The 22,381-nt window shown below is 66.6% G+C and carries 25 protein-coding genes; 15 read left to right on the forward strand and 10 right to left on the reverse strand.

Annotated elements, in window-relative coordinates; genetic code table 11:
* Nucleotides 1–225: 225 nt before the first annotated feature.
* The 6 genes from ACK4TE_RS12560 (at nucleotide 226) to ACK4TE_RS12585 (ending at nucleotide 4,845) form a co-directional block, all read left to right on the forward strand.
* Nucleotides 226–972 carry an electron transfer flavoprotein subunit beta/FixA family protein gene (locus ACK4TE_RS12560; protein ID WP_409911868.1) on the forward strand — a complete coding sequence of 249 codons (747 nt, stop codon included), beginning with the start codon at nucleotides 226–228 and terminating at the stop codon, nucleotides 970–972.
* Nucleotides 972–1,901, forward strand: coding sequence for an electron transfer flavoprotein subunit alpha/FixB family protein (locus tag ACK4TE_RS12565; protein WP_409911869.1), 930 nt, complete (start codon nucleotides 972–974; stop codon nucleotides 1,899–1,901). The genes ACK4TE_RS12560 and ACK4TE_RS12565 overlap by 1 nt, the downstream gene beginning before the upstream one ends.
* Before the next feature lie 129 nt (nucleotides 1,902–2,030).
* Nucleotides 2,031–2,501 (forward strand): DUF1203 domain-containing protein, encoded by a 471-nt coding sequence (locus tag ACK4TE_RS12570; protein ID WP_409911870.1) that lies wholly within the window; start codon nucleotides 2,031–2,033, stop codon nucleotides 2,499–2,501.
* Between the two features lie 113 nt (nucleotides 2,502–2,614).
* Entirely contained in the window at nucleotides 2,615–3,493 is an 879-nt protein-coding gene (locus ACK4TE_RS12575; protein WP_409911871.1) for a 3-hydroxybutyryl-CoA dehydrogenase, read from the forward strand.
* A gap of 72 nt (nucleotides 3,494–3,565) precedes the next feature.
* Nucleotides 3,566–4,051: a thermonuclease family protein gene (locus ACK4TE_RS12580; protein ID WP_409911872.1), complete on the forward strand. Its 486-nt coding sequence runs from the start codon at nucleotides 3,566–3,568 to the stop codon at nucleotides 4,049–4,051.
* 59 nt (nucleotides 4,052–4,110) lie between these two features.
* Complete coding sequence (locus ACK4TE_RS12585) at nucleotides 4,111–4,845, forward strand: hypothetical protein (protein WP_409911873.1); 735 nt, start codon at nucleotides 4,111–4,113, stop codon at nucleotides 4,843–4,845.
* On the opposite strand, the gene ACK4TE_RS12590 is transcribed toward ACK4TE_RS12585, so the two are convergent.
* Complete coding sequence (locus ACK4TE_RS12590) at nucleotides 4,842–5,432, reverse strand: TlpA family protein disulfide reductase (RefSeq protein WP_409911874.1); 591 nt, start codon at nucleotides 5,430–5,432, stop codon at nucleotides 4,842–4,844. The two genes, ACK4TE_RS12585 and ACK4TE_RS12590, sit on opposite strands and share 4 nt — an antisense overlap.
* Nucleotides 5,433–5,473: 41 nt before the next feature.
* On the opposite strand from ACK4TE_RS12590, the gene argH reads away from it, so the two are divergent.
* From argH to ACK4TE_RS12620, 6 genes are read left to right on the forward strand one after another with little or no spacing between them, the layout of a single operon-like run.
* Complete coding sequence (gene argH, locus ACK4TE_RS12595) at nucleotides 5,474–6,871, forward strand: argininosuccinate lyase (protein WP_409911875.1); 1,398 nt, start codon at nucleotides 5,474–5,476, stop codon at nucleotides 6,869–6,871.
* 8 nt (nucleotides 6,872–6,879) lie between these two features.
* Nucleotides 6,880–7,113 carry an LPS translocon maturation chaperone LptM gene (lptM, locus tag ACK4TE_RS12600; RefSeq protein WP_409911876.1) on the forward strand — a complete coding sequence of 78 codons (234 nt, stop codon included), beginning with the start codon at nucleotides 6,880–6,882 and terminating at the stop codon, nucleotides 7,111–7,113.
* The gene (locus ACK4TE_RS12605) at nucleotides 7,113–7,352 is read left to right on the forward strand and encodes a hypothetical protein (protein WP_409911877.1); all 240 of its coding nucleotides are present in this window, start codon (nucleotides 7,113–7,115) and stop codon (nucleotides 7,350–7,352) included. Before lptM ends, ACK4TE_RS12605 begins: the two co-directional genes overlap by 1 nt.
* A gap of 13 nt (nucleotides 7,353–7,365) precedes the next feature.
* Nucleotides 7,366–8,640: a diaminopimelate decarboxylase gene (gene lysA, locus ACK4TE_RS12610; RefSeq protein WP_409911878.1), complete on the forward strand. Its 1,275-nt coding sequence runs from the start codon at nucleotides 7,366–7,368 to the stop codon at nucleotides 8,638–8,640.
* The gene (locus ACK4TE_RS12615) at nucleotides 8,619–11,336 is read left to right on the forward strand and encodes a DUF4175 domain-containing protein (protein WP_409911879.1); all 2,718 of its coding nucleotides are present in this window, start codon (nucleotides 8,619–8,621) and stop codon (nucleotides 11,334–11,336) included. The genes lysA and ACK4TE_RS12615 overlap by 22 nt, the downstream gene beginning before the upstream one ends.
* 59 nt (nucleotides 11,337–11,395) lie before the next feature.
* Nucleotides 11,396–12,358 (forward strand): MBL fold metallo-hydrolase, encoded by a 963-nt coding sequence (locus ACK4TE_RS12620; RefSeq protein WP_409911880.1) that lies wholly within the window; start codon nucleotides 11,396–11,398, stop codon nucleotides 12,356–12,358.
* Here the strand turns inward: ACK4TE_RS12620 and ACK4TE_RS12625 are convergent.
* The 5 genes from ACK4TE_RS12625 to ACK4TE_RS12645 form a co-directional block, all read right to left on the reverse strand.
* The gene (locus ACK4TE_RS12625; protein ID WP_409911881.1) at nucleotides 12,355–13,671 is read right to left on the reverse strand and encodes an NAD(P)/FAD-dependent oxidoreductase; all 1,317 of its coding nucleotides are present in this window, start codon (nucleotides 13,669–13,671) and stop codon (nucleotides 12,355–12,357) included. The genes ACK4TE_RS12620 and ACK4TE_RS12625 overlap by 4 nt on opposite strands.
* A gap of 49 nt (nucleotides 13,672–13,720) precedes the next feature.
* Nucleotides 13,721–14,293, reverse strand: coding sequence for a cob(I)yrinic acid a,c-diamide adenosyltransferase (locus tag ACK4TE_RS12630; protein WP_409911882.1), 573 nt, complete (start codon nucleotides 14,291–14,293; stop codon nucleotides 13,721–13,723).
* 4 nt (nucleotides 14,294–14,297) lie between these two features.
* Nucleotides 14,298–14,510 (reverse strand): twin transmembrane helix small protein, encoded by a 213-nt coding sequence (locus ACK4TE_RS12635; RefSeq protein WP_409911883.1) that lies wholly within the window; start codon nucleotides 14,508–14,510, stop codon nucleotides 14,298–14,300.
* A 90-nt stretch (nucleotides 14,511–14,600) separates the two neighbouring features.
* Complete coding sequence (locus tag ACK4TE_RS12640) at nucleotides 14,601–14,909, reverse strand: cell division protein ZapA (RefSeq protein WP_409911884.1); 309 nt, start codon at nucleotides 14,907–14,909, stop codon at nucleotides 14,601–14,603.
* Nucleotides 14,910–14,913: 4 nt separating this feature from the next.
* Nucleotides 14,914–15,183, reverse strand: a complete 270-nt coding sequence (locus tag ACK4TE_RS12645) for a DUF4164 family protein (RefSeq protein ID WP_409911885.1) — start codon at nucleotides 15,181–15,183, stop codon at nucleotides 14,914–14,916.
* Between the two features lie 106 nt (nucleotides 15,184–15,289).
* Here ACK4TE_RS12645 and tkt point away from each other — a divergent pair, with 106 nt between their 5' ends.
* Complete coding sequence (tkt, locus tag ACK4TE_RS12650) at nucleotides 15,290–17,260, forward strand: transketolase (RefSeq protein ID WP_409911886.1); 1,971 nt, start codon at nucleotides 15,290–15,292, stop codon at nucleotides 17,258–17,260.
* A 1-nt stretch (nucleotide 17,261) separates the two neighbouring features.
* Here tkt and ACK4TE_RS12655 read toward each other — a convergent pair whose 3' ends face one another.
* Nucleotides 17,262–18,392: a citrate synthase gene (locus tag ACK4TE_RS12655; protein ID WP_409911887.1), complete on the reverse strand. Its 1,131-nt coding sequence runs from the start codon at nucleotides 18,390–18,392 to the stop codon at nucleotides 17,262–17,264.
* Between the two features lie 84 nt (nucleotides 18,393–18,476).
* Here ACK4TE_RS12655 and ACK4TE_RS12660 point away from each other — a divergent pair, with 84 nt between their 5' ends.
* Entirely contained in the window at nucleotides 18,477–19,544 is a 1,068-nt protein-coding gene (locus ACK4TE_RS12660) for a citrate synthase/methylcitrate synthase (protein WP_409911888.1), read from the forward strand.
* 3 nt (nucleotides 19,545–19,547) lie between these two features.
* Here ACK4TE_RS12660 and ACK4TE_RS12665 read toward each other — a convergent pair whose 3' ends face one another.
* A complete protein-coding gene (locus ACK4TE_RS12665; RefSeq protein WP_409911889.1) occupies nucleotides 19,548–19,997 on the reverse strand; it encodes a hypothetical protein in 450 nt (149 codons plus the stop codon).
* Entirely contained in the window at nucleotides 19,994–20,479 is a 486-nt protein-coding gene (locus tag ACK4TE_RS12670) for an MmcB family DNA repair protein (protein ID WP_409911890.1), read from the reverse strand. The genes ACK4TE_RS12665 and ACK4TE_RS12670 overlap by 4 nt, the downstream gene beginning before the upstream one ends.
* 131 nt (nucleotides 20,480–20,610) lie before the next feature.
* Between ACK4TE_RS12670 and ACK4TE_RS12675 the strand changes: the two genes are divergently transcribed.
* Nucleotides 20,611–21,498, forward strand: coding sequence for an RNA polymerase factor sigma-32 (locus tag ACK4TE_RS12675; RefSeq protein ID WP_409911891.1), 888 nt, complete (start codon nucleotides 20,611–20,613; stop codon nucleotides 21,496–21,498).
* Here ACK4TE_RS12675 and ACK4TE_RS12680 read toward each other — a convergent pair whose 3' ends face one another.
* Entirely contained in the window at nucleotides 21,499–22,260 is a 762-nt protein-coding gene (locus ACK4TE_RS12680) for a thermonuclease family protein (protein WP_409911892.1), read from the reverse strand.
* Nucleotides 22,261–22,381: the final 121 nt, after the last annotated feature.

A 22,381-nucleotide genomic window follows, 5' to 3' on the forward strand; every position in this document is an offset into this window, starting at 1 on the left:
GGGGCACCTCCCCCGTGAACGGGGGAGGAGGGCGTCGCGCGGCGTGGCAGCCGATTCCAGCTTTCTATTGGGTCGGGGGCGGGAGCATTAGATTGCCCTTTCCAGAAAGTGCGCCCAATTGACCCTGACGTAAGCGTCAAGCCTTGCACATGTTGCACTGCATAAGGTAGGGACGGCGCACTTCAAGAGTTCCAAGAACCATAAACCAGCCTGGGAGCCGCCCGCATGAAGGTCCTCGTGCCCGTCAAGCGCGTGATTGATTACAACGTGAAGGTCCGCGTGAAGCCGGACCAGACCGGGGTCGATCTCGCCAACGTCAAGATGTCGATGAACCCGTTCGACGAAATCTCCGTCGAGGAGGCCGTTCGTCTGAAAGAGGCGGGCACCGCGACCGAGATCGTGGTCGTGTCCATCGGGCCGCAACAGGCACAGGAAACGCTGCGCACGGCCCTCGCGATGGGCGCAGACCGCGGCATCCTGATCAAGACTGATGCGATGGTCGAGCCACTGGCGGTGGCGAAGCTGCTCGCCAAGGTCGTGGCGGACGAGAAGCCGGACCTCGTGCTGACCGGCAAGCAGGCCATCGACGACGATTCCAACCAGACGGGCCAGATGCTGGCCGCGCTGCTCGACTGGCCGCAGGGCACCTTTGCCTACAAGGTCGAGAAAGATGGCGACGCGCTGAAAGTGACGCGCGAAGTGGACGGCGGCCTGCAGACCGTGAAGCTCGCCCTGCCGGCCGTAGTGACGGTGGACCTGCGCCTCAACGAGCCGCGCTATGCCTCGCTGCCGAACATCATGAAAGCGAAGAAGAAAGAGATCGCTGAGAAGTCGCCCGCCGATTACGGCGTCGACATCACGCCGCGCCTTTCGGTCGTGAAGGTCACCGAGCCGCCGGCGCGCGGCGGCGGGATCAAGGTTGAGGATGTTGCCACCCTCGTTTCGAAACTCAAAGCTGCGGGAGCGATCTGATGGCTGTCCTGGTTGTTGCTGAACATCATCACGGCGCGCTGTCGGACGCGACGCACAAGGTTGTCACCGCGGCGGCGAAATTCGGCGGCGATGTCGATGTGCTGGTCGCGGGCGAGAATGCCGGCGCGGTTGCCCCGACGGCCGCGAAGATTGCCGGTGTACGGAAGGTTCTGAAAGCCGAAGGCGAGACGCTGCGCAAGCAGACCGCCGAAGCGCTGGAAGCGCTGATCGTGCCGCTGATGGCGAACTATGACGCAGTGTTTTTTGCGGCCACCACGACGGGCAAGAACGCCGCGCCGCGCGTGGCGGCAAAGCTCGACGTGATGCAGATTTCCGAGATCATTGGCATCGAGGATGCCTCGACCTTCGTGCGTCCGATCTATGCGGGCAACGCGATCATGACGGTGAAATCGGCGGATGCGAAGAAGGTGATCACCGTGCGCGGCACGGCGTTCGCGGCAGCGGCGGAAGGCGGCTCGGCTTCGGTTGAGGACGTGGCGGCGCCGGCCGGCCCGTTCAAATCGGAATTCGTCTCGGAAGAGATGGTGAAGTCGGACCGCCCGGAACTGGCAGGCGCCAAGCGCGTTGTCTCGGGCGGCCGCGCGCTCGGCTCGTCGGAGAAATTCCAGGAAGTGATCTTCCCGCTCGCCGACAAGCTCGGCGCGGCAGTGGGCGCTTCGCGCGCCGCAGTTGATGCAGGCTATGCGCCGAACGATTATCAGGTCGGACAGACCGGCAAGATCGTCGCGCCGGAGCTTTACATCGCGGTCGGCATCTCGGGCGCAATCCAGCACCTTGCGGGGATGAAGGATTCCAAGATCATCGTCGCCATCAACAAGGACGAAGAAGCGCCGATCTTCCAGGTCGCGGATTTCGGCCTTGTGGCGGACCTGTTCGTGGCGGTGCCGGAACTGACCGGCGCGGTCTGATCCGGGTTCGGATGTTGTGGAAAAGCCCGCGCCGATGGTGCGGGCTTTTTCTTTTGCGCCGCAAGGATCGGGTGGCGGGCGAGACTGCGGGCGTGAGAGACAGGGGCTCCACTGCACAGGAGACCTCGCATGTCATTCACTATCACCGGCCTTTCGCCGCAGGATTTCTCGCATCTGTTCGGACTGCCGGACGACGTGCTCCGTGAGCGGAATATCGTGCGGCGGACAGCGGATGCCCGGCCCGGCTATCCCTGCCGGATCACGCTGGAGGATGCCGAGCCCGGCGAGACGCTGCTTCTGCTGAACCATCAGAGCCATGCAGCCGCGACGCCGTATGCCTCGACTTATGCGATCTTCGTGCGGGAAGGGGCGGCAGAGGCGCGCACGTTCCGGGATGAGCTGCCGCCGGTTTTCCTGAACAGGCCGGTTGCGCTGCGCCTGTTTGATGCGGGCGGCATGCTGGTGGGAGCGGACATGGGGATGAACGGCGAGCTGAAGGCGAAGATCGAGGCGGCGCTGGCGCGGCCGGAGGTGGCGTACATTCACGCGCACAATGCTATGCACGGATGCTTTGCGGCGGAGATCCGGCGCGGGGAATAGGCCCGGGGGCCTGACTTTTCAGGACCTTCCGGCGCCTGCAAGTCTGCGCTTTGCTGCGCTGCACAAGTGGCTATAAAGGCCGCTCGTTCAACAGCGTGTGAGGATCGGGCGCTATGGCAGGTATCCAGACAGTCGGCGTCATTGGCGCGGGGCAGATGGGCAACGGGATTGCACATGTCTCGGCGCTGGCGGGGTATGATGTCGTGCTGACGGATATCTCCGCTGCGGCGCTGGAGAAGGGCGTCGCGACCATCGAGGCGAACATGGCCCGGCAGGTGGCGCGCCAGCTGATCACGCCGGACGACCTGAAGGCGGCGCTGAAGCGGATTCGTACTTCGCCGGAGATGAAGGCGCATGAGGCGTCGGACCTGGTGATCGAGGCGGCGACCGAGAAGCGGGAGCTGAAGGAGCAGATTTTCCGCGCCGTGTGCGAGGTCGTGCCGGTGCATGCGTATCTCGCGACGAACACCTCCTCGATCTCGATCACGCGGCTGGCTTCGGTCACCGACCGGCCGGAGCGGTTCATCGGGCTGCACTTCATGAACCCGGTGCCGCTGATGAAGCTGGTGGAAGTGATCCGGGGGCTGAATACCGACCAGCAGACCTACGAGACGGCGATCACGTTTGCCAAGCGCATCGGCAAGACGACGACGAATGCGGAAGATTATCCGGCCTTTATCGTCAACCGCATCCTGATGCCGATGATCAATGAGGCGGTGTACACTCTCTATGAAGGTGTCGGGAACGTTGAGTCGATCGACACCGCGATGCGGCTCGGCGCGAACCATCCGATGGGGCCGCTGCAGCTGGCCGATTTCATCGGCCTCGATACCTGCCTGTCGATCATGCAGGTGCTGCATGACGGGCTGGCCGATACGAAATACCGGCCATGCCCGCTGCTGGTGAAGTTCGTCGAGGCCGGATGGCTCGGCAAGAAATCCGGCAAGGGTTTCTATGATTATTCCGGCGAGCATCCGGTGCCGAGCCGCTAGCTTTAATCTTTCAGTAACTTCGCGGGGGCTCCTTGGGCCGGTGGTTTTCACCGGACCCGGAAGGAGCCTTTCATGCCTGTTCGTTCCCCTCTGACTTATCTTGCCGGGGCAGGGGTTGTCCTGACCATTGCAGCGGCGGGCGCCTGGTTTGCGATGCATCCGGCGGCGGCCTCTGCGGCGACGGATGCTGCGGCGCCGAAGCTGACCGTCTACTGGTCGGATGGCGATTCCGGGCGGTTGTCGGATGGCACGAAGTTCCGCCTGCACGGGATCGATGCGCCGGAGACCGGATCGATAAAGCAGAGCGGCGGGGCGAAGTGCGAGCATGAGCGGGTGCTCGGCTTCGAGGCGAAGGAAGCGGCGCTGGAACTGACGCGCGGCAAGGCTGTGACGGTTGCCGAAGTGCGCAATACCGACCGGTACGGGCGCAGCGTGGTGCGCCTCGACCTTGGCGGCAGCGATGTCGCAGCCCTGCTGGTAGCGGGCGGCACGCACAGGAGCTGGGACTATGACGGACGGCAGAAGAAGCCGGACTGGTGCGCGGGCAAGGCCGGCTGAGCCTTGCCATTGCGCCGGCGCGGGATAGCGTCTGCGGCAGGCTATCCGGGAGAGTTCTGATGCGAAGACTGGGTTCGGCGGCAGGTCTCGGACTTGTCCTTGTGCTGACGGCTTGCGGGGAGCGGGAGGCGCCGCGGGGCGAGCCTTACCGGGCGCCGTCGGTCGCGGAGCAGGAAATCGCGCTGTTCGGCGAGGTCGATGTCGGCGCGCTGCCGGCTGCGGAGCGGGCCGCGCTGGTGACGGCGCATGTGCAGGCCGCCTTCGCGCTCTACCGGGCGGGCGAAATGGAGGCGGCGCTCGGCCAGCTGGAAGAGATCGACGGGGCGCGCAACCCGGCGCTGATGGTGGGGCTGGATACGCTCGGCTATGATCCGGGTGCCATTGATGCGGTCGCCCAGCGGATCACCAGCGGCCAGCCGGGCAGCGAGGCCGTCGCGGCGCTGGATGCGGCCGCCAGGATGCTGGAGAACCTGCGCCGGGGCGCGCGCGGAGACATCGGCGAGACCACCGAGTTCCTGATGAAGACGCTGGCGCGGGAGTTCGAGCGGGGCGCCGATGCCGGCACGATCACGAACGCGAAAGCCTACCAGACCGCGTATGGGCTGGCGGTGGCGGCGCGCGACCTGACCTCCGGCGAAGACCCGGAGGTGTATGGCGACCTGCGCCGGGAGCTCGATTTCCTCGTGCTGATGTGGCCGCGCGGCGGGCCGGTCAGCACGGCGGTAGCGCCGCCGGAACTGCAGATGGCGGAGCAGCTGTCGCGGGTGAAGCTGGCGCTGGCGGCGCTGCCCTAGCTACGAGCGGCGAGGACGGCGTCGATGAACTGCACGGCTTCGGCGGCGGCCCAGTCGGCTTCGCCGGAGACGCGGGCGATTTCGAGGCCGTCGGGACCGTAGACAATCGTGGTCGGGAAGCCCTGGACTTCGGCGCCGTAAACGATATCGCCGCGATCGAGGGGGGCATGGCGGAAGGCGATGTTGGCAGCGCCGAGCTCGGTCAGGCGGCGCTTGGCATAGTCGACGTCCTCATCGGAATCGATGCTGATAGCGACGACTTCGAACCGGTCCGAGCCGCGCGCTTTCTGCAGCGCGCCGAGGGAGGGCATCTCGCGCTCGCACGGGCCGCACCAGGTGGCCCAGTAGTTTACCAGGATCGTCTTGCCCGCGAAGCTCTCGAGGCCGGCTTCGGATCCGTCGGCATTGTCGAACGTGCCGCCGGGGATGGATTTGCCGGCATTGGCGAAATCCAGCTTGGCGAGGGTGCCGGTGGCATAGCGCTCGAAGGTGTGATCCGGCGCCTTTCCGCCCGCTGCGCTCATCAGCACATAGACAATCCCGGCAAGGGCGACCAAGAAGAGGCCGGCAAAGGCATAGCGGATCATGGGACGGGCACTCCGGGCTCTGATTTTCGAGGGATATGGCAATGAGTGAGGGAAAAGGCCAGACGATGTGGGGTGGCCGTTTTGCCACAACACCGTCTGACATCATGAACGAGATCAATGCCTCACTGGATATTGATCGGCGCATGGCAGAGGAAGACGTCGCTGGCAGCCGGGCGCATGCCGACATGCTGGCCGAAATGGGCATCCTCAGCGCCGAAGATAATGAGGCGATCCAGAAGGGTCTCGATCTCGTCACAGGCGAACTTCGCGCCGGGACGTTCCCGTTCCGGAAGGAGCTGGAAGACATTCACATGAATGTCGAGGCGCGGCTGAAGGAGCTGATCGGCGAACCGGCCGGGCGGCTGCACACGGCGCGCTCGCGCAATGACCAGGTGGTGACGGACTTCCGCCTGTGGACGCGCCGGGCGCTGGACGAGACGAGCCATCTGGTGACCGGGTTGCAGGCCGCGCTGGTGCGCCGGGCGGGCGAACATGTGGCAACCGTGATGCCGGGCTTCACCCACCTGCAGACCGCGCAGCCGGTGACGCTGGGCCATCACCTGCTCGCCTATACGGAAATGCTGGAGCGCGACCGGACGCGGATCCTCGACTGCGCTGTACGCCTCAACGAATGCCCGCTGGGTGCGGCGGCGCTCGCGGGGACGGGCTTTCCGATCGACAGGGACATGACGGCCGAGGCACTGGGCTTTGCGCGGCCGATGGCGAATTCGCTGGACGCGGTTGGCTCGCGCGACTTTGCGCTGGAGGCATTGGCCTGCCTGTCGATTGCGGCGACGCACCTGTCGCGGCTGGCCGAAGAGATCGTGCTGTGGACGAGCCCGCAATTCGCGTTTGCGCGCCTGCTGGATGAATGGTCAACGGGCTCCTCGATCATGCCGCAGAAACGCAACCCGGATGCGGCGGAACTGATCCGCGCGAAGGCGTCGCTGATCACGGGGCTCTATGCCTCGCTGCAGGGGGCGGTGAAGGCGCTGCCACTGGCCTATGCCAAGGACTTGCAGGACGACAAGCGCCTGACATTCGAGGCGTTCGATACATTTGACCTGTGTGTGCGGGCGATGACCGGCATGATCGGGACGATCCGTTTCCATCCTGAAACCATGCGCGCGGCGGCGGCGAAGGGCTTTTCGACGGCGACGGACCTTGCCGACTGGCTGGTGCGGGAGCTGGGCCTGCCGTTCCGCGAGGCGCATCATGTGACCGGCCGGATCGTGGCGCTGGCGGAGGAAAAAGGCGTGGATCTCGCCGGCCTGACGCTGTTGGACATGCAGACGGTGCATGCCGCGATTACCGCAGATGTCTTCAATGTGCTGACGGTGGAGGCCTCTGCCTCATCCCGGACATCTTATGGTGGAACAAGCCCTGTTCGGGTGGCGGAACAGGTGGCACAGTGGACCCAGAGACTTCGACTGGAGTGAGGATGACCATGAAACGGATACTGGGCACAGTCGCCCTTGTCGCCCTGATGGGCAGCCTGTCGGCCTGCGGCCTGACGGGCGACTTGAAACGGCCGGGGCCGCTGATCGGCACGGGCAACAATGTTGACCCTGCCGACCTGCCGGACGCGCAGAGCAAGAACCTGCCGGACCTGCCGGACCGGCCGTCGCAGCAGCCGGCAGAAGAGGCTGAGGACGAACTGCTGGGCGGGCCGGACAGCTGATGCGCGCGCGGGTTCTTCTTGTGGCCGCCGGCGCGCTGGCGCTGGCGGGCTGCGCAACGGCGCCGGGCGAAACCGTGATTACGGCGGAGGAGGCAGCCGGCGCGGAGCCGGCGGACGTTGCCGCCCCTGTCTCGGAGAATCCCGCCGAGGGCCTGGACCAGAATGGGTGGGGCGGAGAAGTGCCTCAGTCATTGCCCGCCGAAGCGGTGGGCGAGGGCGGTCTTGGCGATATCGGATAGGGCCGCGCGCAGCATGCATCACTTTCATTATTCCGGAGGCCGCCTGTTCTGCGAAGGGGTGGACCTTGCCGAGATCGCAAGCGCGGTCGGCACGCCGTGTTATGTGTATTCGAGCGCGACGCTGGTGCGCCATGCCCGGGTGATCGCCGATGCGTTCAGCGGGCAGGATGTGCTGATCGCGTTTTCGGTGAAGGCGAATGGCAACCTCGCGGTTCTGGCGACGCTGGCGCAGGAAGGCTGCGGGGCGGATGTGGTCAGCGGCGGCGAGCTGGTGCGGGCGCGGCGGGCGGGCATTCCGGCCTCGAAGATCGTGTTCTCCGGCGTTGGCAAGACGGCAGCGGAAATGGACTATGCCCTCTGGGAGGGTATCCACCAGTTCAATGTGGAGAGCGCGGCGGAGTTGCGGCTGCTTTCGCAGGTGGCGAGCGCGAAGGGCAAGACGGCGAAGATTGCGCTGCGGGTAAACCCCGATGTGGCTGCCGGCGGGCATCCGAACATTTCCACCGGCAAGGCGGGCGACAAGTTCGGCGTGCCCTGGGCCGAGGCCGAGGCGCTGTATGCGGAGGCGGCGCGCCTGCCTTGTATCGAGGCCGTGGGTGTCGATGTGCATATCGGCAGCCAGATCGGCGATCTCGTGCCGATGCGGGCCGCGTTCGAGAAGGTTGTGGCCCTTGCCCTGCGCCTGCGCGAGCAGGGACATGACATCCGGCGTATCGATGTCGGGGGCGGTCTCGGTATTCCGTACAAGGAAGGGGATGCGCCGCCACCGCCGACGGCATATGCGGCGATGATCGCGGACGTGACGAAGGGGCTCGGTTTCGAGCTGATCCTCGAGCCCGGCCGCGTGATCGCCGGCAATGCCGGGGTGATGCTGACAACGGCGCTGTACGAGAAACAGGCGCCCGACCGGACCTTCCTGATCGTCGATGCGGGCATGAATGACCTGATCCGCCCGGCGCTTTACGGCGCGCATCATGATATCTTGCCGCTGGCCGAGCCGGCAGCGGGGCAGGGGCGGCGGACCTATGACGTGGTCGGCCCGATCTGCGAGTCTACGGACAAGTTTGCGACGGCGCGGGAGATGCCCGAGGTGAAGGCCGGCGACCGGCTGGCCTTCATGTCTGCGGGCGCTTATGGCGCGGTGCTCTCGTCGAGCTACAATGCCCGCTATCTTGTGCCGGAAGTCCTGGTGGACGGCGACCGCTACGAGATTGTGCGCCGGCGTCCGACCTTTGACGAAATGGTGGGACTGGAGAAAGTGCCCGATTGGCTTACGATGACGGCCTGACCCATATCGCGGCGAAGATTGCCGCGACCAGGCGCCGGCTGACGCTGCTGGCGCTGGGGCGTGCCTATTGGCCGGCCATCCTGCTTGTCCTGATCTTCCTCGCTGCGGCCCTGTCCGGCGCGTTTGACCGGCTGGACAAGATCACGGCGGCGCTGGTGACGCCGGTCTTCCTCGTGGCGGCGGCGGCGCTGATCTGGCGCGGGCGGCGGCGCTATGAGGCGCCCACCGAGGACGATGCGATCTGGGCGCTCGAGGCGCCGTCGGACCTGCGCCCGGTGACCTCGCTGCGCGACCGGCCGGCGCATCCGGCAGCGGAAGCCTCCAGCCTGTGGCGTGCGCACCGGGTGAAACTGATCGAGGAATTGCGCAAGCTGCGCCTGCCGGCCCTGTTGGCGGAGTGGCGGGCGCTGGACCCGTACTGGCTGCGCGCGCTGGTGCCGGCGGCGGTGATCGCGTTTGCGGTGCTGGCAGGCGCCGACGGGCCGGGGCGGATCGGGCGGGCGCTGTTTCCGGACTATGGCGCGCTCGTCGGCGCCGACAAGATGATCGTCGAGGCCTGGGTGACGCCCCCGGCGCATACCGGCCGCGCCCCGATCTTCCTGAAGCCGGGCAGCGAGGATGTCCGTGTACCGAAGGGTTCGGAAGTGACGCTGCGTACACAGGCCGCCTCGAAACCGAAGCTGGTGATGAAAGGCGCGCGCGACCGGGAGGCGAAATTTGCCGAAACGCCGGACGGCGCGTGGGAGGCGAAAGCCATCGTGCGCGGCGATACGCGCATCAGTGTGCGCTGGTGGGGCGAGCGGGCGCGCTACAGCTTTGCCGTCCTGCCGGACGACCTGCCGCTGATCGAATGGAACGGGCTGCCTGCGCCCGGCGCGCAGGACCGGGTGAAGATCGCCTGGAAGGCCTCCGATGATTATGGCGTGGCTGCCATCGAGCTTGCCATCCGGCTGCGCGAGCCGCATCCGGCGGCTCCTGACGCCGAGGCGCGGGTGCCCGTGCCGATGCCGGGCGCAGCGGGCGTCAAGGAAGCGGCGGCGACTGTCGAGCTGGACCTGACGCGCCATGCCTGGGCGGGCCTTGCGGTGGACCTGCAACTGGTGGCGCTGGACGGGGCGGGGCAGGAAGGGCGCAGCGAGAGCGTGCCCTATATCCTTCCGGAGAAGCTGCTGCTGGACCCGCTGGCGCGCGCGGCGCAGGAGGTGCGGGTGACGGTGCTGCGCGAGCCTCGTCCGTATGCGGAGTTGCCGAAGAATGACGCCGCGCTGTTGGACGGTGCGCTGAACCTGCAGGCGACCGGGCGGCTGGAGGCGGCGCCTGAGGGCGTGCGCCAGGCGGTCGCGATGCTGGAGGCGCTGACCTACAAGGGCGAATATTTCTTCGACAGCCTCAGCGTCTATATGGGCTTCAAGATGGCGGAGAAAACGCTGATTGCGGCCGGTACGAAGCCGGAAGCGGACGCGGTGGAACAGCTGCTCTGGGCGATGGCGCTGAAGCTGGAATATGGCAGCGCGGCGGATGCGGCGCGGCGTCTGGAGGCGGCGCGGGCGGCGCTGGAGCGCGCGCTCAGGGATGGCGCACCGGAAGAGGAGATCCGCAGGCTGATGGAAGCCTTCCGCGATGCGGCGAACGAATATCTTGCGGCGAAGATGGCCGAGGCGATGGCGAACGGCCTCGATGCGCCGCCGCCGGCTGAGGACGGACAGGCGCGCGCGGGCGGGCAGGGGCTCGGCGGGCAGGACTTCGAAGACATGCTGAATGCGCTGCAGGATCTGACCGAGACCGGCGCGACCGAACAGGCGCGCCAGCTGCTCTCCGACATCACCAACATGCTGGAGAATCTCGAGTTCCAGCAGGGCAATGGCGGCGAGGACGGCATGGGCATGCCGGGCCAGCAGGGCGAGGGCGAGCAGGCGGAGCTGCCGCCGGAGGAACAGGAACTGACCGATGCAATGCGGCGGCTGTCGGAAATGCTGCGCGAGCAGCGCCAGCTGAATGACGATACGCTGGCCCAGCAGCGCGGCGAGCAGCCTTCGGGCGAAAGCGGATCGCCGCCGCCCTTCGGGTCGCCGGAGGGGTCCGCGTCTGAAGAGGGCGGGGGCGGAGAGCAGGAAGGCGGCGGCATGGGCCGCGGCCAGGAACAGGCCGGTGAGCAAGGCAGCGGGGCGGGCCCGAATGGTGAACCGCGCGACGGGCAGCAAGGTGGCGGCGGATTTGACCGCAGCGGCACGCTGGCGGAGCGGCAGGCGCGGCTGGGCGAACTGGTTGAGGAATTTGCACGCCGGATGGGCGAAGGTGAAGGTGAAGCCGGTGCTGGTGAGGCCGGCAACGAGGAGGCGCTGGGCGCGATCCGTGAGGCGCAGCGGCGCGCGGAACGGGCGCTGCGCGGCGGCAATGAGAGCCGAGCAATCCTGGAGCAGGAGCGCGCGACGCAGATGATGTCGGAATTCTCGCGCGACCTCGCCCGAACGCTCGACGAGATGCGCGCCGCGCGAGATGGCCAGCAATCGGGCACCCGCGATCCGCTTGGCCGGCCGCTGATGGGGGCGGGCAATGACGGCGAAGGCGTGAACATTCCGGAAGCCTCCGAACGCCAGCGCGCCAAAGACATTCTCGATGAGCTGCGCCGCCGGTATAACGAGGCCGAGGACGAGGAAGAGCGCGAATACCTGCGGCGGCTGCTCGACCGGTTCTGACGCGTCTTGCCGGACATGACTGCCCGTGATCTGCTTCCGTAAAATGACGGGAGGAAGGCATGGCGGCGCGCTGGGAGTATACCAAGGGGCTGAAGGATATCGGCAACGGGCTGTATGCCTGGCTGCAGCCGGATGGCGGATGGGGCTGGTCGAATGCCGGGCTGATCCGCGACGGCGAAGCGAGCCTGCTGGTCGATACGCTGTTCGATATGCACCTGACGCGCGAGATGCTAAGCGCGATGGAAGATGCAACCAGGATCGCGGCAGGGCGGATCGGCACGATCGTCAACACGCATGCGAACGGGGACCATTGCCATGGCAATGGATGTTGTCCGCAAGCGGAGATTATTGCGAGCGAGGCGAGCGCGGAGGAGATGGCCGAAGTGCCCGCCGCGATGCTGGCTCAGTTCAAGAAGGCAGGCGCGCAGCTGGGGCCGGCGGGGGCCTATTTCGCGGATGTTTTCGGACCGTTTGACTTCGACAATATCGATGAGCGCCTGCCGACGAAGACGTTCAGCGGCGAGATGGCGCTGAAGGTGGGCGACAAGGACGTGCGCCTGATCGAGGTGGGTCCGGCGCATACGGGCGGGGACGTTCTGGTACATGTGCCGGGCGACAGGACGGTCTATACCGGCGACATTCTTTTCATCGATGGCACGCCGCTGATGTGGGCCGGGCCAGTGAAGAACTGGATCGGGGCGTGCGAGAAAATCATCGCGATGGACGCGGATGTGATCGTGCCGGGGCATGGTCCGATCACGGACAAGGCGGGAGTGAAGCGTGTGGCAGACTATCTCGCCTATGTGGACCGGGAAGCGAAGAAGCGTTTCGATGCGGGGCTCAGCGTGCGCGATGCGGCGTTCGACATTGCGCTGGGCGACTATGCGAGCTGGGGCGATGCGGAGCGGATCGCGGTGAATGTCGACAGTCTGTACCGGGAATATCGCGGCGACGGGAAAGTGACGCCGGTGATCGAGCTGTTTGCGCTGATGGCAGAGGTGCGGGCCGTGCGCCGGCGCTAGTGCAGCTTGAGCTTTGGCCTGACAACCTGGTTGACATGGCCCATCAGGATCATGCCGAGGCCGCGCAGGTTCCCGTGGATTGCCATCAGGTGCATGCGGTAGAGCGAGATATAGACGAAGCGGGCGAGGCGGCCTTCGATCGCCATGCGCCCGCCAACCAGGTTGCCCATCAACGTGCCGACCGTGGCATAGCGGCTCATCGAGATCAGCGAGCCCTTGTCTTCGTACCTGAAGGGTTTGAGCGACCTCTGCTCGATCAGGGCACGGATGTTTTCAAACGCGATACCCGCCATCTGGTGCGCGCTCTGGGCGCGGGGCGGGACAGGCCGCTCGGCGCCGGGCGCAGTGTAGGAGGCACAATCGCCGATGGCGAAGATGCGGTCGTCACGGGTTGTCTGGAGCGTGTCCTTCACGATCAGCTGGTTTGAGCGGTTGGTCTCGAGCCCTGCGATGTCCTTCAGGAAATCGGGGGCCTTCACGCCGGCAGCCCAGACCTTGAGATCGGCGGGGAAGACCTTTCCATCCCGAGTCTCGATGGCGTCGGGGGTGACGCACGAGACCTGCGCGCCGGTGACCACCTCGACGCCGAGTGATTCAAGTTCGCCGTGCGCAGCCTTGGCCAGGGTCTCGGGAAGGGCAGGAAGGATGCGCGGGCCTGCTTCGAGCAGGCTGACCTTCAGGCGCTTTTCGTCAAAGACTTCGAGGCCGTAATAGCGCAGCGCCGAGGCGGAATTGTAGAGTTCGGCGGCGAGTTCCACGCCGGTTGCCCCGCCGCCAACGATGGCGACGCGGACATATTCATCCGCATCCGGATTGAGGCTGAGGCGCCGCGAGCAGCGCAGGCACTGGTTGAGGAGGCGTTGGCGGAAGGAGTCCGCGTCGCGGCGACTTTCCAGCGACAGGCAGTTGTCCTTCACGCCCTCAACGCCGAAATCATTCGAGACCGAGCCGAGGGCCAGGACGAGATAATCATAGCGGATACGGTGCTCGCCCATCAGTTCGGAGCCATCCACATCCAGCAGGGGCGCAACGATGACCTGCCGGTTTTCCCGGTCGATGCCCTTGAGGGCGCCCTGGAAGTACCGGTAGCCCCAGCGGTGGGCGTGCGCGCCGTAGCCAACCTCATCAAGGTTTGCGTCCAGCGAACCGGCCGCCACCTCGTGCAGCAGGGGCTTCCAGATGTGCGTCCGGTTGCGCTCGAGGAGGATGATGTCGAACTTCTCGCGCCCATAGCGCGCGCCGAGCCGGGCCGCGAGTTGTAACCCGCCGGCCCCGCCCCCCACGACCACAATCTGTGTTTTCAATCCCGGCATGCCGGATTCATATCGTCCGGATTCGGCATAAGGAAAGAGTGTTTCCGGATCAGCGGTTCGCGCCGGGCACCCATTTGATATCGTCGGCGCCGTTATTGTTGGCGGCGCGGCCGGCGACGAAGAGCCAGTCGGACAGGCGGTTGATGAAGGCGAGGGCAGGGGCGCCGACGGGTTCGTCCTTCAGTGAGGCGAGGTGGGCCATCTCGCGTTCGGCGCGGCGGCAGAGCGTGCGCGCGACGTGAAGCTGGGCGGCGAGGCGCGAGCCGCCGGGCAGGATGAAACTGTCGAGCGGCGGGATCACCGCGTTCATCGCGTCGATTTCTTCTTCAAGGCGCGTGACCTGCGTTTCGATGATGCGGAGCGGCGTCCATTCGAGCACGCGGCCGCGGTCGGGCGTGGCAAGGTCGGCGCCGAGATCGAACAGGTCGTTCTGGATGCGGCGGATCTGCGTGAGCAACTCGCCGGAGGCGTCGAGGGCGGCAACGCCGAGGGCGGCGTTCAACTCGTCGACCGTGCCATAGGCGGTGACGCGGGGATGCCATTTGTCGACCTGCTCGCCGGTCGAGAGGCGGGTCTGGCCCTTGTCGCCGGTGCGGGTGTAGATCTTGTCGATCCGGACCATCGCGTCACCCGCCGAACTTGATGGCGCCTGCGACGATGCCGATCAGGACGAGGAAGGCGATGGCAATCGCCTGCAGGATGACGCGCATGCGCATCAGCTGGTTCGAGCGGCTGACCTGCTTGTCATCCTTCCGGACAAGGTTGGCGAGGCCAAGGAAAAGCACGACAGCGACGCCGGCGAGGGCAATGTAGAAACCGATAGTCAGGAGCGACTGCATGGGGCGGGCCTTTCAGATCCTGTTCCGGGCTGTTCTAGCGCGCCGGAGCTGGGGCGGCGCTGCTGCATGGGGTCGCGGCGGGGCGGGGCGTCAGCCTTCATTCTCGAGCCGGTCTGCGAGGGCTTCGACCTTGGCGGCCACCTGGACAAGCAGCTCGATGGCGCGGGCATCGGTTTCCGGGCGGGCGGAGACGCCGCGCCTTGCGCTGTCGAGTTCGTCCAGCAGGGCAAGGGCGGTGATCAGGAGCAGGCGTTCCTCGCCGATATCGCCGACCGCGCTCGCGATCTGGGTGACGCGGTCGTCCAGCTGCTCGCCGAGGCGCTGGACGCGCATTTCCTGGCCCGGCGCGCAGGCGATGGAGAAGCTGCGCCCGCGGAGCGTGATGTCGGCCTTGGCCACGGGGTCAGTCCTCTTTTCCGAGGGCGGCGCGCACTTCCTCGATGGCCGCTCCAAGGGCGACACTCGCCTCATCGGCGAGTGACTGCAATTCCTTTTCGCGCGTCAGGGAGTGGTCGAGCTGCTCGGCAAGCCTCGCCCGGTCTGCCACGAGGGCGGCGATTTCGGCGCGCAGGGCGGCGGGGTTTCCGACACGCACGAGATGTGCCTCAAGCGCGGTTTCCAGGCGCTTCAGGGCGGCATCAAGGCGTTCGGCGGCCGGTTCGAGCTCGGTCATGACAGTTTTGGAGTATCTGGAATGATAGCGCACGCCAAGCGCCTTGACGCTCAAGCCAGAGTCTGGCCTAGGACCCTTGGGCAAGAATCTCCAGGAGACCAGCAGAATGGCTGTCACGAACCGCGACATGGCCAACGCCGTGCGCGCCCTTTCGATGGATGCAGTAGAAGCCGCCAAGTCAGGCCATGTCGGCCTGCCGCTCGGGATGGCAGACACCGCAACGGTGCTGTTCCGCAAGGTGCTGAAATACAATCCGAAAGACCCGGCCTGGCCGGACCGCGACCGGTTCATCCTGTCGGCGGGCCACGGCTCGATGCTGATCTATTCGCTGCTGCACCTGACGGGCTATGCCTCGGTCAGCCGCGACGATATCCGCAATTTCCGCCAGCTGGGCGCCAGCACGCCGGGCCACCCGGAGAATTTCGTCACTGCCGGTGTCGAGACCACGACCGGCCCGCTGGGGCAGGGGATTGCGACAGCGGTGGGCATGGCGATGGCGGAGCGTCACCTGAATGCGCGCTTCGGCAATGATCTCGTCGACCACCATACCTGGGTGATCGCCGGCGATGGCTGCCTGATGGAAGGCGTGAGCCAGGAGGCGATCACGCTGGCCGGGCATATGAAGCTGTCGAAGCTGATCGTGCTGTTCGATGATAATGCGGTGACGATCGATGGCTCGACGGAGCTGTCCGATTCGACCGATCAGTGCGCGCGCTTCGAGGCGTCCGGCTGGGTCAGCCGCAAGGTGGACGGCCATGACGAGAAGGATATTGAAGCCGCGCTGAAATGGGCGACGAAGCAGAAGAAGCCTGTCTTCCTCGCCGTGAAGACGATCATCGGGTTCGGTGCGCCGAAACTCGCCGGCACCGGCAAGGCGCATGGTGGTCCCTACGGCGCCGACGAAATCGAAGGCATCCGCAAATCGCTGAACTGGCCGCATGCGCCGTTCGAAGTGCCGGAAGCCATCGAGAAAGCCTGGGCGAAAGCCGGTGAGCGCGGCGCGGCGGAGTACGCTGCGTGGAAGAAACGCCTCGCGGCGAGTGCGCACAAGGGCGAGTTCAATGCGGCCATCGCGCGCCGGCTGCCGAAAAATCTCGGCAAGGCGATCAACAAGCACAAGAAGGCCGTCGTCGAGGGCGGCGCTTCGAAGGCGACGCGCGTGTGGAGCGGCGAGGCGCTGGAAGTGATCACCGGTCTCGTGCCGGAAATGGTCGGCGGCTCGGCGGACCTGACGGGATCGAACAATACCAAGACCAGCCACACGGCGCCGATGACGCCGAAAGACTGGGGCGGGCGCTATGTGCATTACGGCGTGCGCGAGCATGGCATGGCGGCTGCGATGAACGGCATGTCGCTGCACGGCGGCATCATTCCGTACTCCGGCACGTTCCTGGTGTTCGCGGACTATAGCCGCGCGGCGATCCGGCTCGGCGCACTGATGGGCGCGCAGGTGATCCATGTGATGACGCACGATTCCATCGGCCTTGGCGAAGATGGCCCGACCCACCAGCCAGTGGAGCAGGTCGCTTCGCTGCGCGCGATGCCGGACATGGTTGTGTTCCGCCCGGCCGACGGCGTGGAGACGGCGGAGTGCTGGGAACTGGCGCTGCAGCGTCAGGATGGGCCGTCCACGATGGCGCTGACGCGGCAGAACCTGTCGCCGGCCAGAAAGACGCATACGGACGAAAACCTCTCGGCGAAGGGCGCCTATGTGCTGTCGCCGGCGAAGGGCAAGGAACGCGGCGTGCTGATCGCGACGGGCTCCGAAGTGGAGATTGCGCTGAAGGCGCAGGCGATGCTGGCGGAAGAGGGCATCGGCGTGCGGGTGGTCTCGATGCCGTCGATGGAGCTGTTCGGCCAGCAGGACGCAGCCTACCGCGCCGAGACGCTGGGCAAGGGCCTGCCGAAAGTGGCGGTCGAGGCCGGTGTCCGATTTGGCTGGGATCGCTGGATCGGGCCGGACGGCGGCTTTGTCGGCATGGAGAGCTTCGGCGCGAGCGCGCCGTATCAGAAGCTCTACCAGCATTTCGGCATCACCGCCGAAGGCGTGGTCGCGGCGCTGAAGAAGCTCGTCTGACTTAGTCGCCGATATAGTTCGCACGCGGACGGATCGGGGCGGCGCTGAGGCGCTGCTCGATGGCGTGCGCGATCCAGCCGGCCATGCGGCCGGACGCGAACATCAGGAAAGCGGCGTCGTCCGGCAGGCCGAGCTCCACAGTGAGCGCTGCGAGCGCCATATCGACATTGGCCGCTTCGCCCGAGGCGGCTTCTGCGGCGCGCAGGGCGCGGCGGAGGCTGGCGGAAGGTTTCATCCATCGCAGCAAGGCCGCGGCGCGCGGGTCGCCATCCGGATAGAGTGCGTGGCCGACGGCGGGTATTCGCTCGCCGCGCTGAGAGAGGGCTGCGAGGGCGGCGTCCGGTCCAGCAGCGACGGCATTGCGCAGGTAGGCGAGCGCGCGGGCAGAGGCTTCGCCGTGGAGCGGGCCGGTGAGCGTGGCGCAGCCGGCCAGCGCGCAGGCCGCGAGCGGCGCGCCGGTGGAGGCGGCAACGCGCGCGGCGAAAGTGGACGGGTTCAGTTCATGGTCGGCGACGAGGACGAGCGCGCGGCGCAGGAGATCTGTCCCGCCGGGCGTCAGGCCCCAATGGCGCGCGAGGCGCTGGTGGAAGAAGCCGCGCCCGCCTGCGCCGGTGATGGCCGTGCAGAAGCCGGAGAGGAGGCCCGCGCCTTCGGCGGCGAGGGACGCGGCGCTGCGTCCGATACCCGGTGGATCGACGGCGGCGCGGACGGCGAGGAAAGCAAGCGCGCGGGCCTTGCCGGTTTCGCCCGGCGGCGCACTGTCGGAGGAGCGGGGCGGGGTGAGCGTGTCGGCATTCCAGAGAAGGGCGGCGGCCTCTTCGAGCATTGCATCTGCAGCGAAGCGCACCGCGTCGCGGCCCCGGTAGATGAGCCGGCGTTCGCGCACAGTGGTGATGGCGGTTTCCATGACCGGCTCGCCCCAGGCGATGGCGGCGCGGGCGATGGCTTCGCGGCCACGTCCGCTGCGGCGGCGGCGCACGAGGGCAGCGATATCGGCGGCGGCGTAGAGACTGGCGCGCGGATCGTCCGCATCCGGACGGGAGGCGATGAGGCCCCGGCTGACATAGGCGTAAAGAGTCTGGGGCTTGACCCCCAGTTCTGCGAGCGCGTCTTCCCGGCGGATCCATGACATATATTGATTATATTGATCAAGATTGACGATGGGAAGCCCCGGCGCGACATCTGGGGCGAGTAATTTGCAAAGGAGGTGATCCTGATGGATTCCGGGCTTGAGAATGTGGTGGCCGCCGAGACGGTGCTGTCGGATGTGGACGGGCAGAACGGGCGGCTCGTGATCCGGGGCTGGCCGGTGGAGATGCTGGCTGCCTCGATGGCGTTCGAAGACGCAGCGCATCTGCTCTGGGATGGCTTTTTCGAAGACCTGCCGGATGTGGCTCAGCTTGGCGCGCGGCTCGGCGCGGCGCGAGAGGAAGTGTTCCGGATTGCCGGGCAGCTACCGGACGGGCTGGATGCTGTCGGTTTCCTTCGCGCGGGCTGGGCATTGCTGCCTGACGATGAGAGTTTGGATGCCGCTATCCGGCTGGCGGCGGCAGGGCCGGTGCTGACAGCGGCAGCCGTACGCCGGAGCAGGGGCGAGGCGGCGATCCGGCCAGACCGGGACCTGTCGCAATCGGCAGATTTCCTCCGCATGCTGAATGGCGTCGTGCCGGGACAAGCTGAGGCGCGGGCTCTGGACGCGTATCTGGTGACGGTGTGCGATCATGGGCTCAACGCGTCGACCTTTGCCGCGCGCGTGGTCGCATCGACGCGGGCGGGGCTGGTTTCTGCCGGTGTCGCAGGCATTTCGGCGTTGAAGGGCCCGCTGCATGGCGGCGCGCCGGGCCCGGTACTGGACATGATCGACGCGATCGGGACGCCGGAGAATGCCGAGGCCTGGATCGACGGCGCGTTGGCGCGCGGCGAGCGGCTGATGGGCTTTGGCCATAGGGTTTATCGCGTGCGCGATCCGCGCGCCGATGCGCTGAAGGCGGCGGTGGCGAGACTGCCGGGCACGTCCGGGCGGGTTGGCTTTGCTGAGCAGATCGAAAAGGCCGTGCTCGGACGATTGGCAACGAAATATCCGCAGCGGCGGCTGGAGACGAATGTGGAGTTCTACACGGCGCTGCTGCTGGAAGCGCTCGGCCTGCCGCGCGAGGCGTTTACGGCGACGTTCGCCTGCGGGCGCATCCTTGGCTGGACGGCGCATGCGCGCGAGCAGATCGGCGAGGGGCGCCTTGTGCGGCCGCGCTCGGTCTATCGCGGTCCGGTGCCGGTGGCGGCGTGAGGCTCAGGCATCCCTGTCCGGCTTGAACAGGTCGAGCTGGTTCGGGTCGGAGGGTTTGCGGCGGCGGGTCTTGGTGCGTCCACGGCGGAAGTAGAGGTCGTCCGTATGGTCGGTCTCTGCGGCGGGCGCGTCCGGTGTTGGCGGCGGGGGAGGGACAGGCGCGGCCTTGCGCGGCGGTGTGCCGGGCGGGACGAGCTTCCACCAGTTGACGGCGATGACGACATGGCCGGACGTGTCTTCGTATTGCTGCAGATGGCCGGCCGGGCCTTCGGCGCCCTGCGCGGCGAGGAGTTTTCGGGCCTCCTCTTCCGGCAGGTGCAGCCAGCTCGTCTCCAGGCCTTCCACCTGTTCGCCGGGCGAGGCGGCCGCCGCCTCGCGGGCCGACCGCGCAAAGCGGACGCCGGGGGCAATCGCCTCTTCGAGGCTGCGGGCGACAGGATAGGCAAGGCTCATGACAGGGGCGAGGTAAGGCTGTCATCGCCCGGCGTAAAGCCTGCATCGGTAAACGCGGTGAGGCGCGAGGCGGCGAGGCGCGCGAAGCGGAGGGTTACGGCCTTGCGCCGCGCCGGGGCAAGCCGGGCCTCGGGCGCATCCCGGATCACCGCGCCGTAGAAGGCATCCGCGACGATCAGGCCGGCCTCAGGCGGGATCAGCTCCTGCGGGAAATCGGCGGCCACGGCGAAGGTTAACCGGTCACAATAGTCCATGTACTCACGCCACTTCGAATCGGACCGGAAGTCCTGGACCGAGGACTTGATCTCGATCATCCAGATGTCGCCACCGGGGCCGATGGCGGCGATGTCGGCGCGCCGGTTGTTGGCGAGGGTCATTTCCGTCAGGCCGTAATAGCCGAGCGAAGACAGGAGGCGCAGCGTGCCGCGGCAGATTTTTGCGGCGCGGCGGGGAAGGATGTCTTCGGTCTGGGGCTCGGTCATCTGGCGTTTCGTTCTGCTTGTGTTCCGGGGGGAGTTAGGCCGCCGGAGCGGCGCCCGTCAAGGCGCGGCTGATCCAACCAGCCATCTGCTGCGTATGTAGAATGTCAGATGTAGCGCCCAGGGAGACGGCTATGGCGCGAATGCAAGAAGCAGCTTCGGATGCAGACCGCCGGTTCGTCCGGTCGGCGATGAAAACGGCTTTGCTGGAACCTGCGCATGAGGCGGACCTCGCCCGGCGCTGGCGCGACGAGGAAGACGAGGCTGCGCTGCACGAGCTGACGACCGCCTATATGCGCCTCGTGATCGCGATGGCGGCGAAATTCCGCCACTACGGATTGCCGATGGCGGACCTTGTGTCTGAAGGCAATGTCGGCCTGATGCAGGCAGCCGCGCGGTTCGAGCCCGAGCGCGAGGTGCGTTTCTCCACCTATGCCAGTTGGTGGATACGCTCCGCCATTCAGGACTATGTGCTGCGCAACTGGTCGATTGTCCGTACCGGGACGACCTCGGCGCAGAAATCCCTGTTTTTCAACCTGCGGCGCCTAAGGGCGCGGATCTCGGATACCGGCGACGGCCTGATGAGCCGCGAGAACCGGGAATGGGTGGCGACACATCTCGGGGTGCCGGAGCGGGATGTGGAGGTGATGGCCTCGCGCCTGTCGGGGGCGGACCGGTCGCTGAATGCGCCGCTGTCAGTGGACGGCGACGGGGAGTGGCAGGACCTGATTGCGGACGAGTCGGCAATTCCCGAGCAGATCGTGATGGAAGGGCGCGACACAGAGCGCCGCCGGGAATGGGTGCGCGAGGCGATGAAGGTGCTGCGCCCTCGCGAGCTGGAGATCATCACGCGCCGCCGGCTGGCGGATGAGCCGATGACGCTGGAGGCGCTCGGGCAGGAGCTTGGCGTTTCAAAAGAGCGGGTGCGGCAGATCGAGATGCAGGCGATGATGAAACTGCGCCGGGCGCTGGAAAAGCTCGTGGGCGATCCCGAAGAGTCAGGCCTGCTGCCGGAGACGTGATCAGTCGCCGAGGCGTTCCAGATTTAACGGGTGGGAGATTTCCAGCCGGCCATCCTTCAGGAAGCCGCGCGCGCGGATGCGTGTTCCGTCCGGTAGCTGGCAGAGCTCGGCGGCGGATTTCTGGATTTCGAGGATCAACGCCGCGCCCTGAAGCGCAATCTCGCAGACCGCGAACCGTTCATCCGAACCCTGCATGGCGCCGGAGGTGGCCTCGATCATCTGGAAGCGCGCGGCCTCTTCCGGCAGGCGTGCGGCGTCGTGGATCGGCCAGGCGTTTTCCTTCCAGAGGCCGCGGCCGTCTTCGCGCGCCTTTTTTTCCATCTCGATGAGAGGCGCGTTTGCGGCGGCGGTGTCGGGATAGACACGCACACGGGCGCCGCCTTTCTTCACCATCTCCGCATTCAGCCAGAGGCGGGGCCCGAGCGCGTCGGTGGTGACGACATGTGCGAGGGCGCGGTCGTAGCGGTCTCGCGTGAGGCCAGCATAGCGCAGCTCAACCTCGCGGCCGAGCGCCATGTCTTCGAGCAGGCGCTTTGACGTCTCGTATCCGGGCTCGCCCTCGCGGTTACGATAGGGCGCGGCGGGCGCTTCGATACCGATCAGGCGCACGCTCTGTCCGGTGTCGAGCACGAGCGCATCGCCGTCGAGGACGCGCACGACGCGACCGCGTTCGCCCACGGCAAGCTCCTCCAGCGGATCCTTCTGCGCGCTGCAGGCGGCAAGGATCACCACAAGGAAAAGACAGGCTGCGCGATACGCCAATTCACCCCCCGAGGCTGCGGCATTCACACAAGGTATCTCCGCCGGGCCGCAAGGTTGCAAGCGGCTTCGCCTTGCCAGAGGCGCCCGGCGCCCTTTAAGCCTTCCGCTACGAAAAGCTCCC

This window comes from Hyphomonas sp. (assembly GCF_046313975.1).
GTDB lineage: Bacteria > Pseudomonadota > Alphaproteobacteria > Caulobacterales > Hyphomonadaceae > Hyphomonas.

Bases quoted from the DNA above. Each gene is read 5' to 3' on its own strand.
- ACK4TE_RS12560 (WP_409911868.1), top strand. From the start codon at position 226: ATGAAGGTCCTCGTGCCCGTCAAGCGCGTGATTGATTACAACGTGAAG.
- ACK4TE_RS12565 (WP_409911869.1), top strand. From the start codon at position 972: ATGGCTGTCCTGGTTGTTGCTGAACATCATCACGGCGCGCTGTCGGAC.
- ACK4TE_RS12570 (WP_409911870.1), top strand. From the start codon at position 2,031: ATGTCATTCACTATCACCGGCCTTTCGCCGCAGGATTTCTCGCATCTG.
- ACK4TE_RS12575 (WP_409911871.1), top strand. From the start codon at position 2,615: ATGGCAGGTATCCAGACAGTCGGCGTCATTGGCGCGGGGCAGATGGGC.
- ACK4TE_RS12580 (WP_409911872.1), top strand. From the start codon at position 3,566: ATGCCTGTTCGTTCCCCTCTGACTTATCTTGCCGGGGCAGGGGTTGTC.
- ACK4TE_RS12585 (WP_409911873.1), top strand. From the start codon at position 4,111: ATGCGAAGACTGGGTTCGGCGGCAGGTCTCGGACTTGTCCTTGTGCTG.
- ACK4TE_RS12590 (WP_409911874.1), bottom strand. From the start codon at position 5,432: ATGATCCGCTATGCCTTTGCCGGCCTCTTCTTGGTCGCCCTTGCCGGG.
- argH (WP_409911875.1), top strand. From the start codon at position 5,474: ATGAGTGAGGGAAAAGGCCAGACGATGTGGGGTGGCCGTTTTGCCACA.
- lptM (WP_409911876.1), top strand. From the start codon at position 6,880: ATGAAACGGATACTGGGCACAGTCGCCCTTGTCGCCCTGATGGGCAGC.
- ACK4TE_RS12605 (WP_409911877.1), top strand. From the start codon at position 7,113: ATGCGCGCGCGGGTTCTTCTTGTGGCCGCCGGCGCGCTGGCGCTGGCG.
- lysA (WP_409911878.1), top strand. From the start codon at position 7,366: ATGCATCACTTTCATTATTCCGGAGGCCGCCTGTTCTGCGAAGGGGTG.
- ACK4TE_RS12620 (WP_409911880.1), top strand. From the start codon at position 11,396: ATGGCGGCGCGCTGGGAGTATACCAAGGGGCTGAAGGATATCGGCAAC.
- ACK4TE_RS12625 (WP_409911881.1), bottom strand. From the start codon at position 13,671: ATGCCGGGATTGAAAACACAGATTGTGGTCGTGGGGGGCGGGGCCGGC.
- ACK4TE_RS12630 (WP_409911882.1), bottom strand. From the start codon at position 14,293: ATGGTCCGGATCGACAAGATCTACACCCGCACCGGCGACAAGGGCCAG.
- ACK4TE_RS12635 (WP_409911883.1), bottom strand. From the start codon at position 14,510: ATGCAGTCGCTCCTGACTATCGGTTTCTACATTGCCCTCGCCGGCGTC.
- ACK4TE_RS12645 (WP_409911885.1), bottom strand. From the start codon at position 15,183: ATGACCGAGCTCGAACCGGCCGCCGAACGCCTTGATGCCGCCCTGAAG.
- tkt (WP_409911886.1), top strand. From the start codon at position 15,290: ATGGCTGTCACGAACCGCGACATGGCCAACGCCGTGCGCGCCCTTTCG.
- ACK4TE_RS12655 (WP_409911887.1), bottom strand. From the start codon at position 18,392: ATGTCATGGATCCGCCGGGAAGACGCGCTCGCAGAACTGGGGGTCAAG.
- ACK4TE_RS12660 (WP_409911888.1), top strand. From the start codon at position 18,477: ATGGATTCCGGGCTTGAGAATGTGGTGGCCGCCGAGACGGTGCTGTCG.
- ACK4TE_RS12665 (WP_409911889.1), bottom strand. From the start codon at position 19,997: ATGAGCCTTGCCTATCCTGTCGCCCGCAGCCTCGAAGAGGCGATTGCC.
- ACK4TE_RS12670 (WP_409911890.1), bottom strand. From the start codon at position 20,479: ATGACCGAGCCCCAGACCGAAGACATCCTTCCCCGCCGCGCCGCAAAA.
- ACK4TE_RS12675 (WP_409911891.1), top strand. From the start codon at position 20,611: ATGGCGCGAATGCAAGAAGCAGCTTCGGATGCAGACCGCCGGTTCGTC.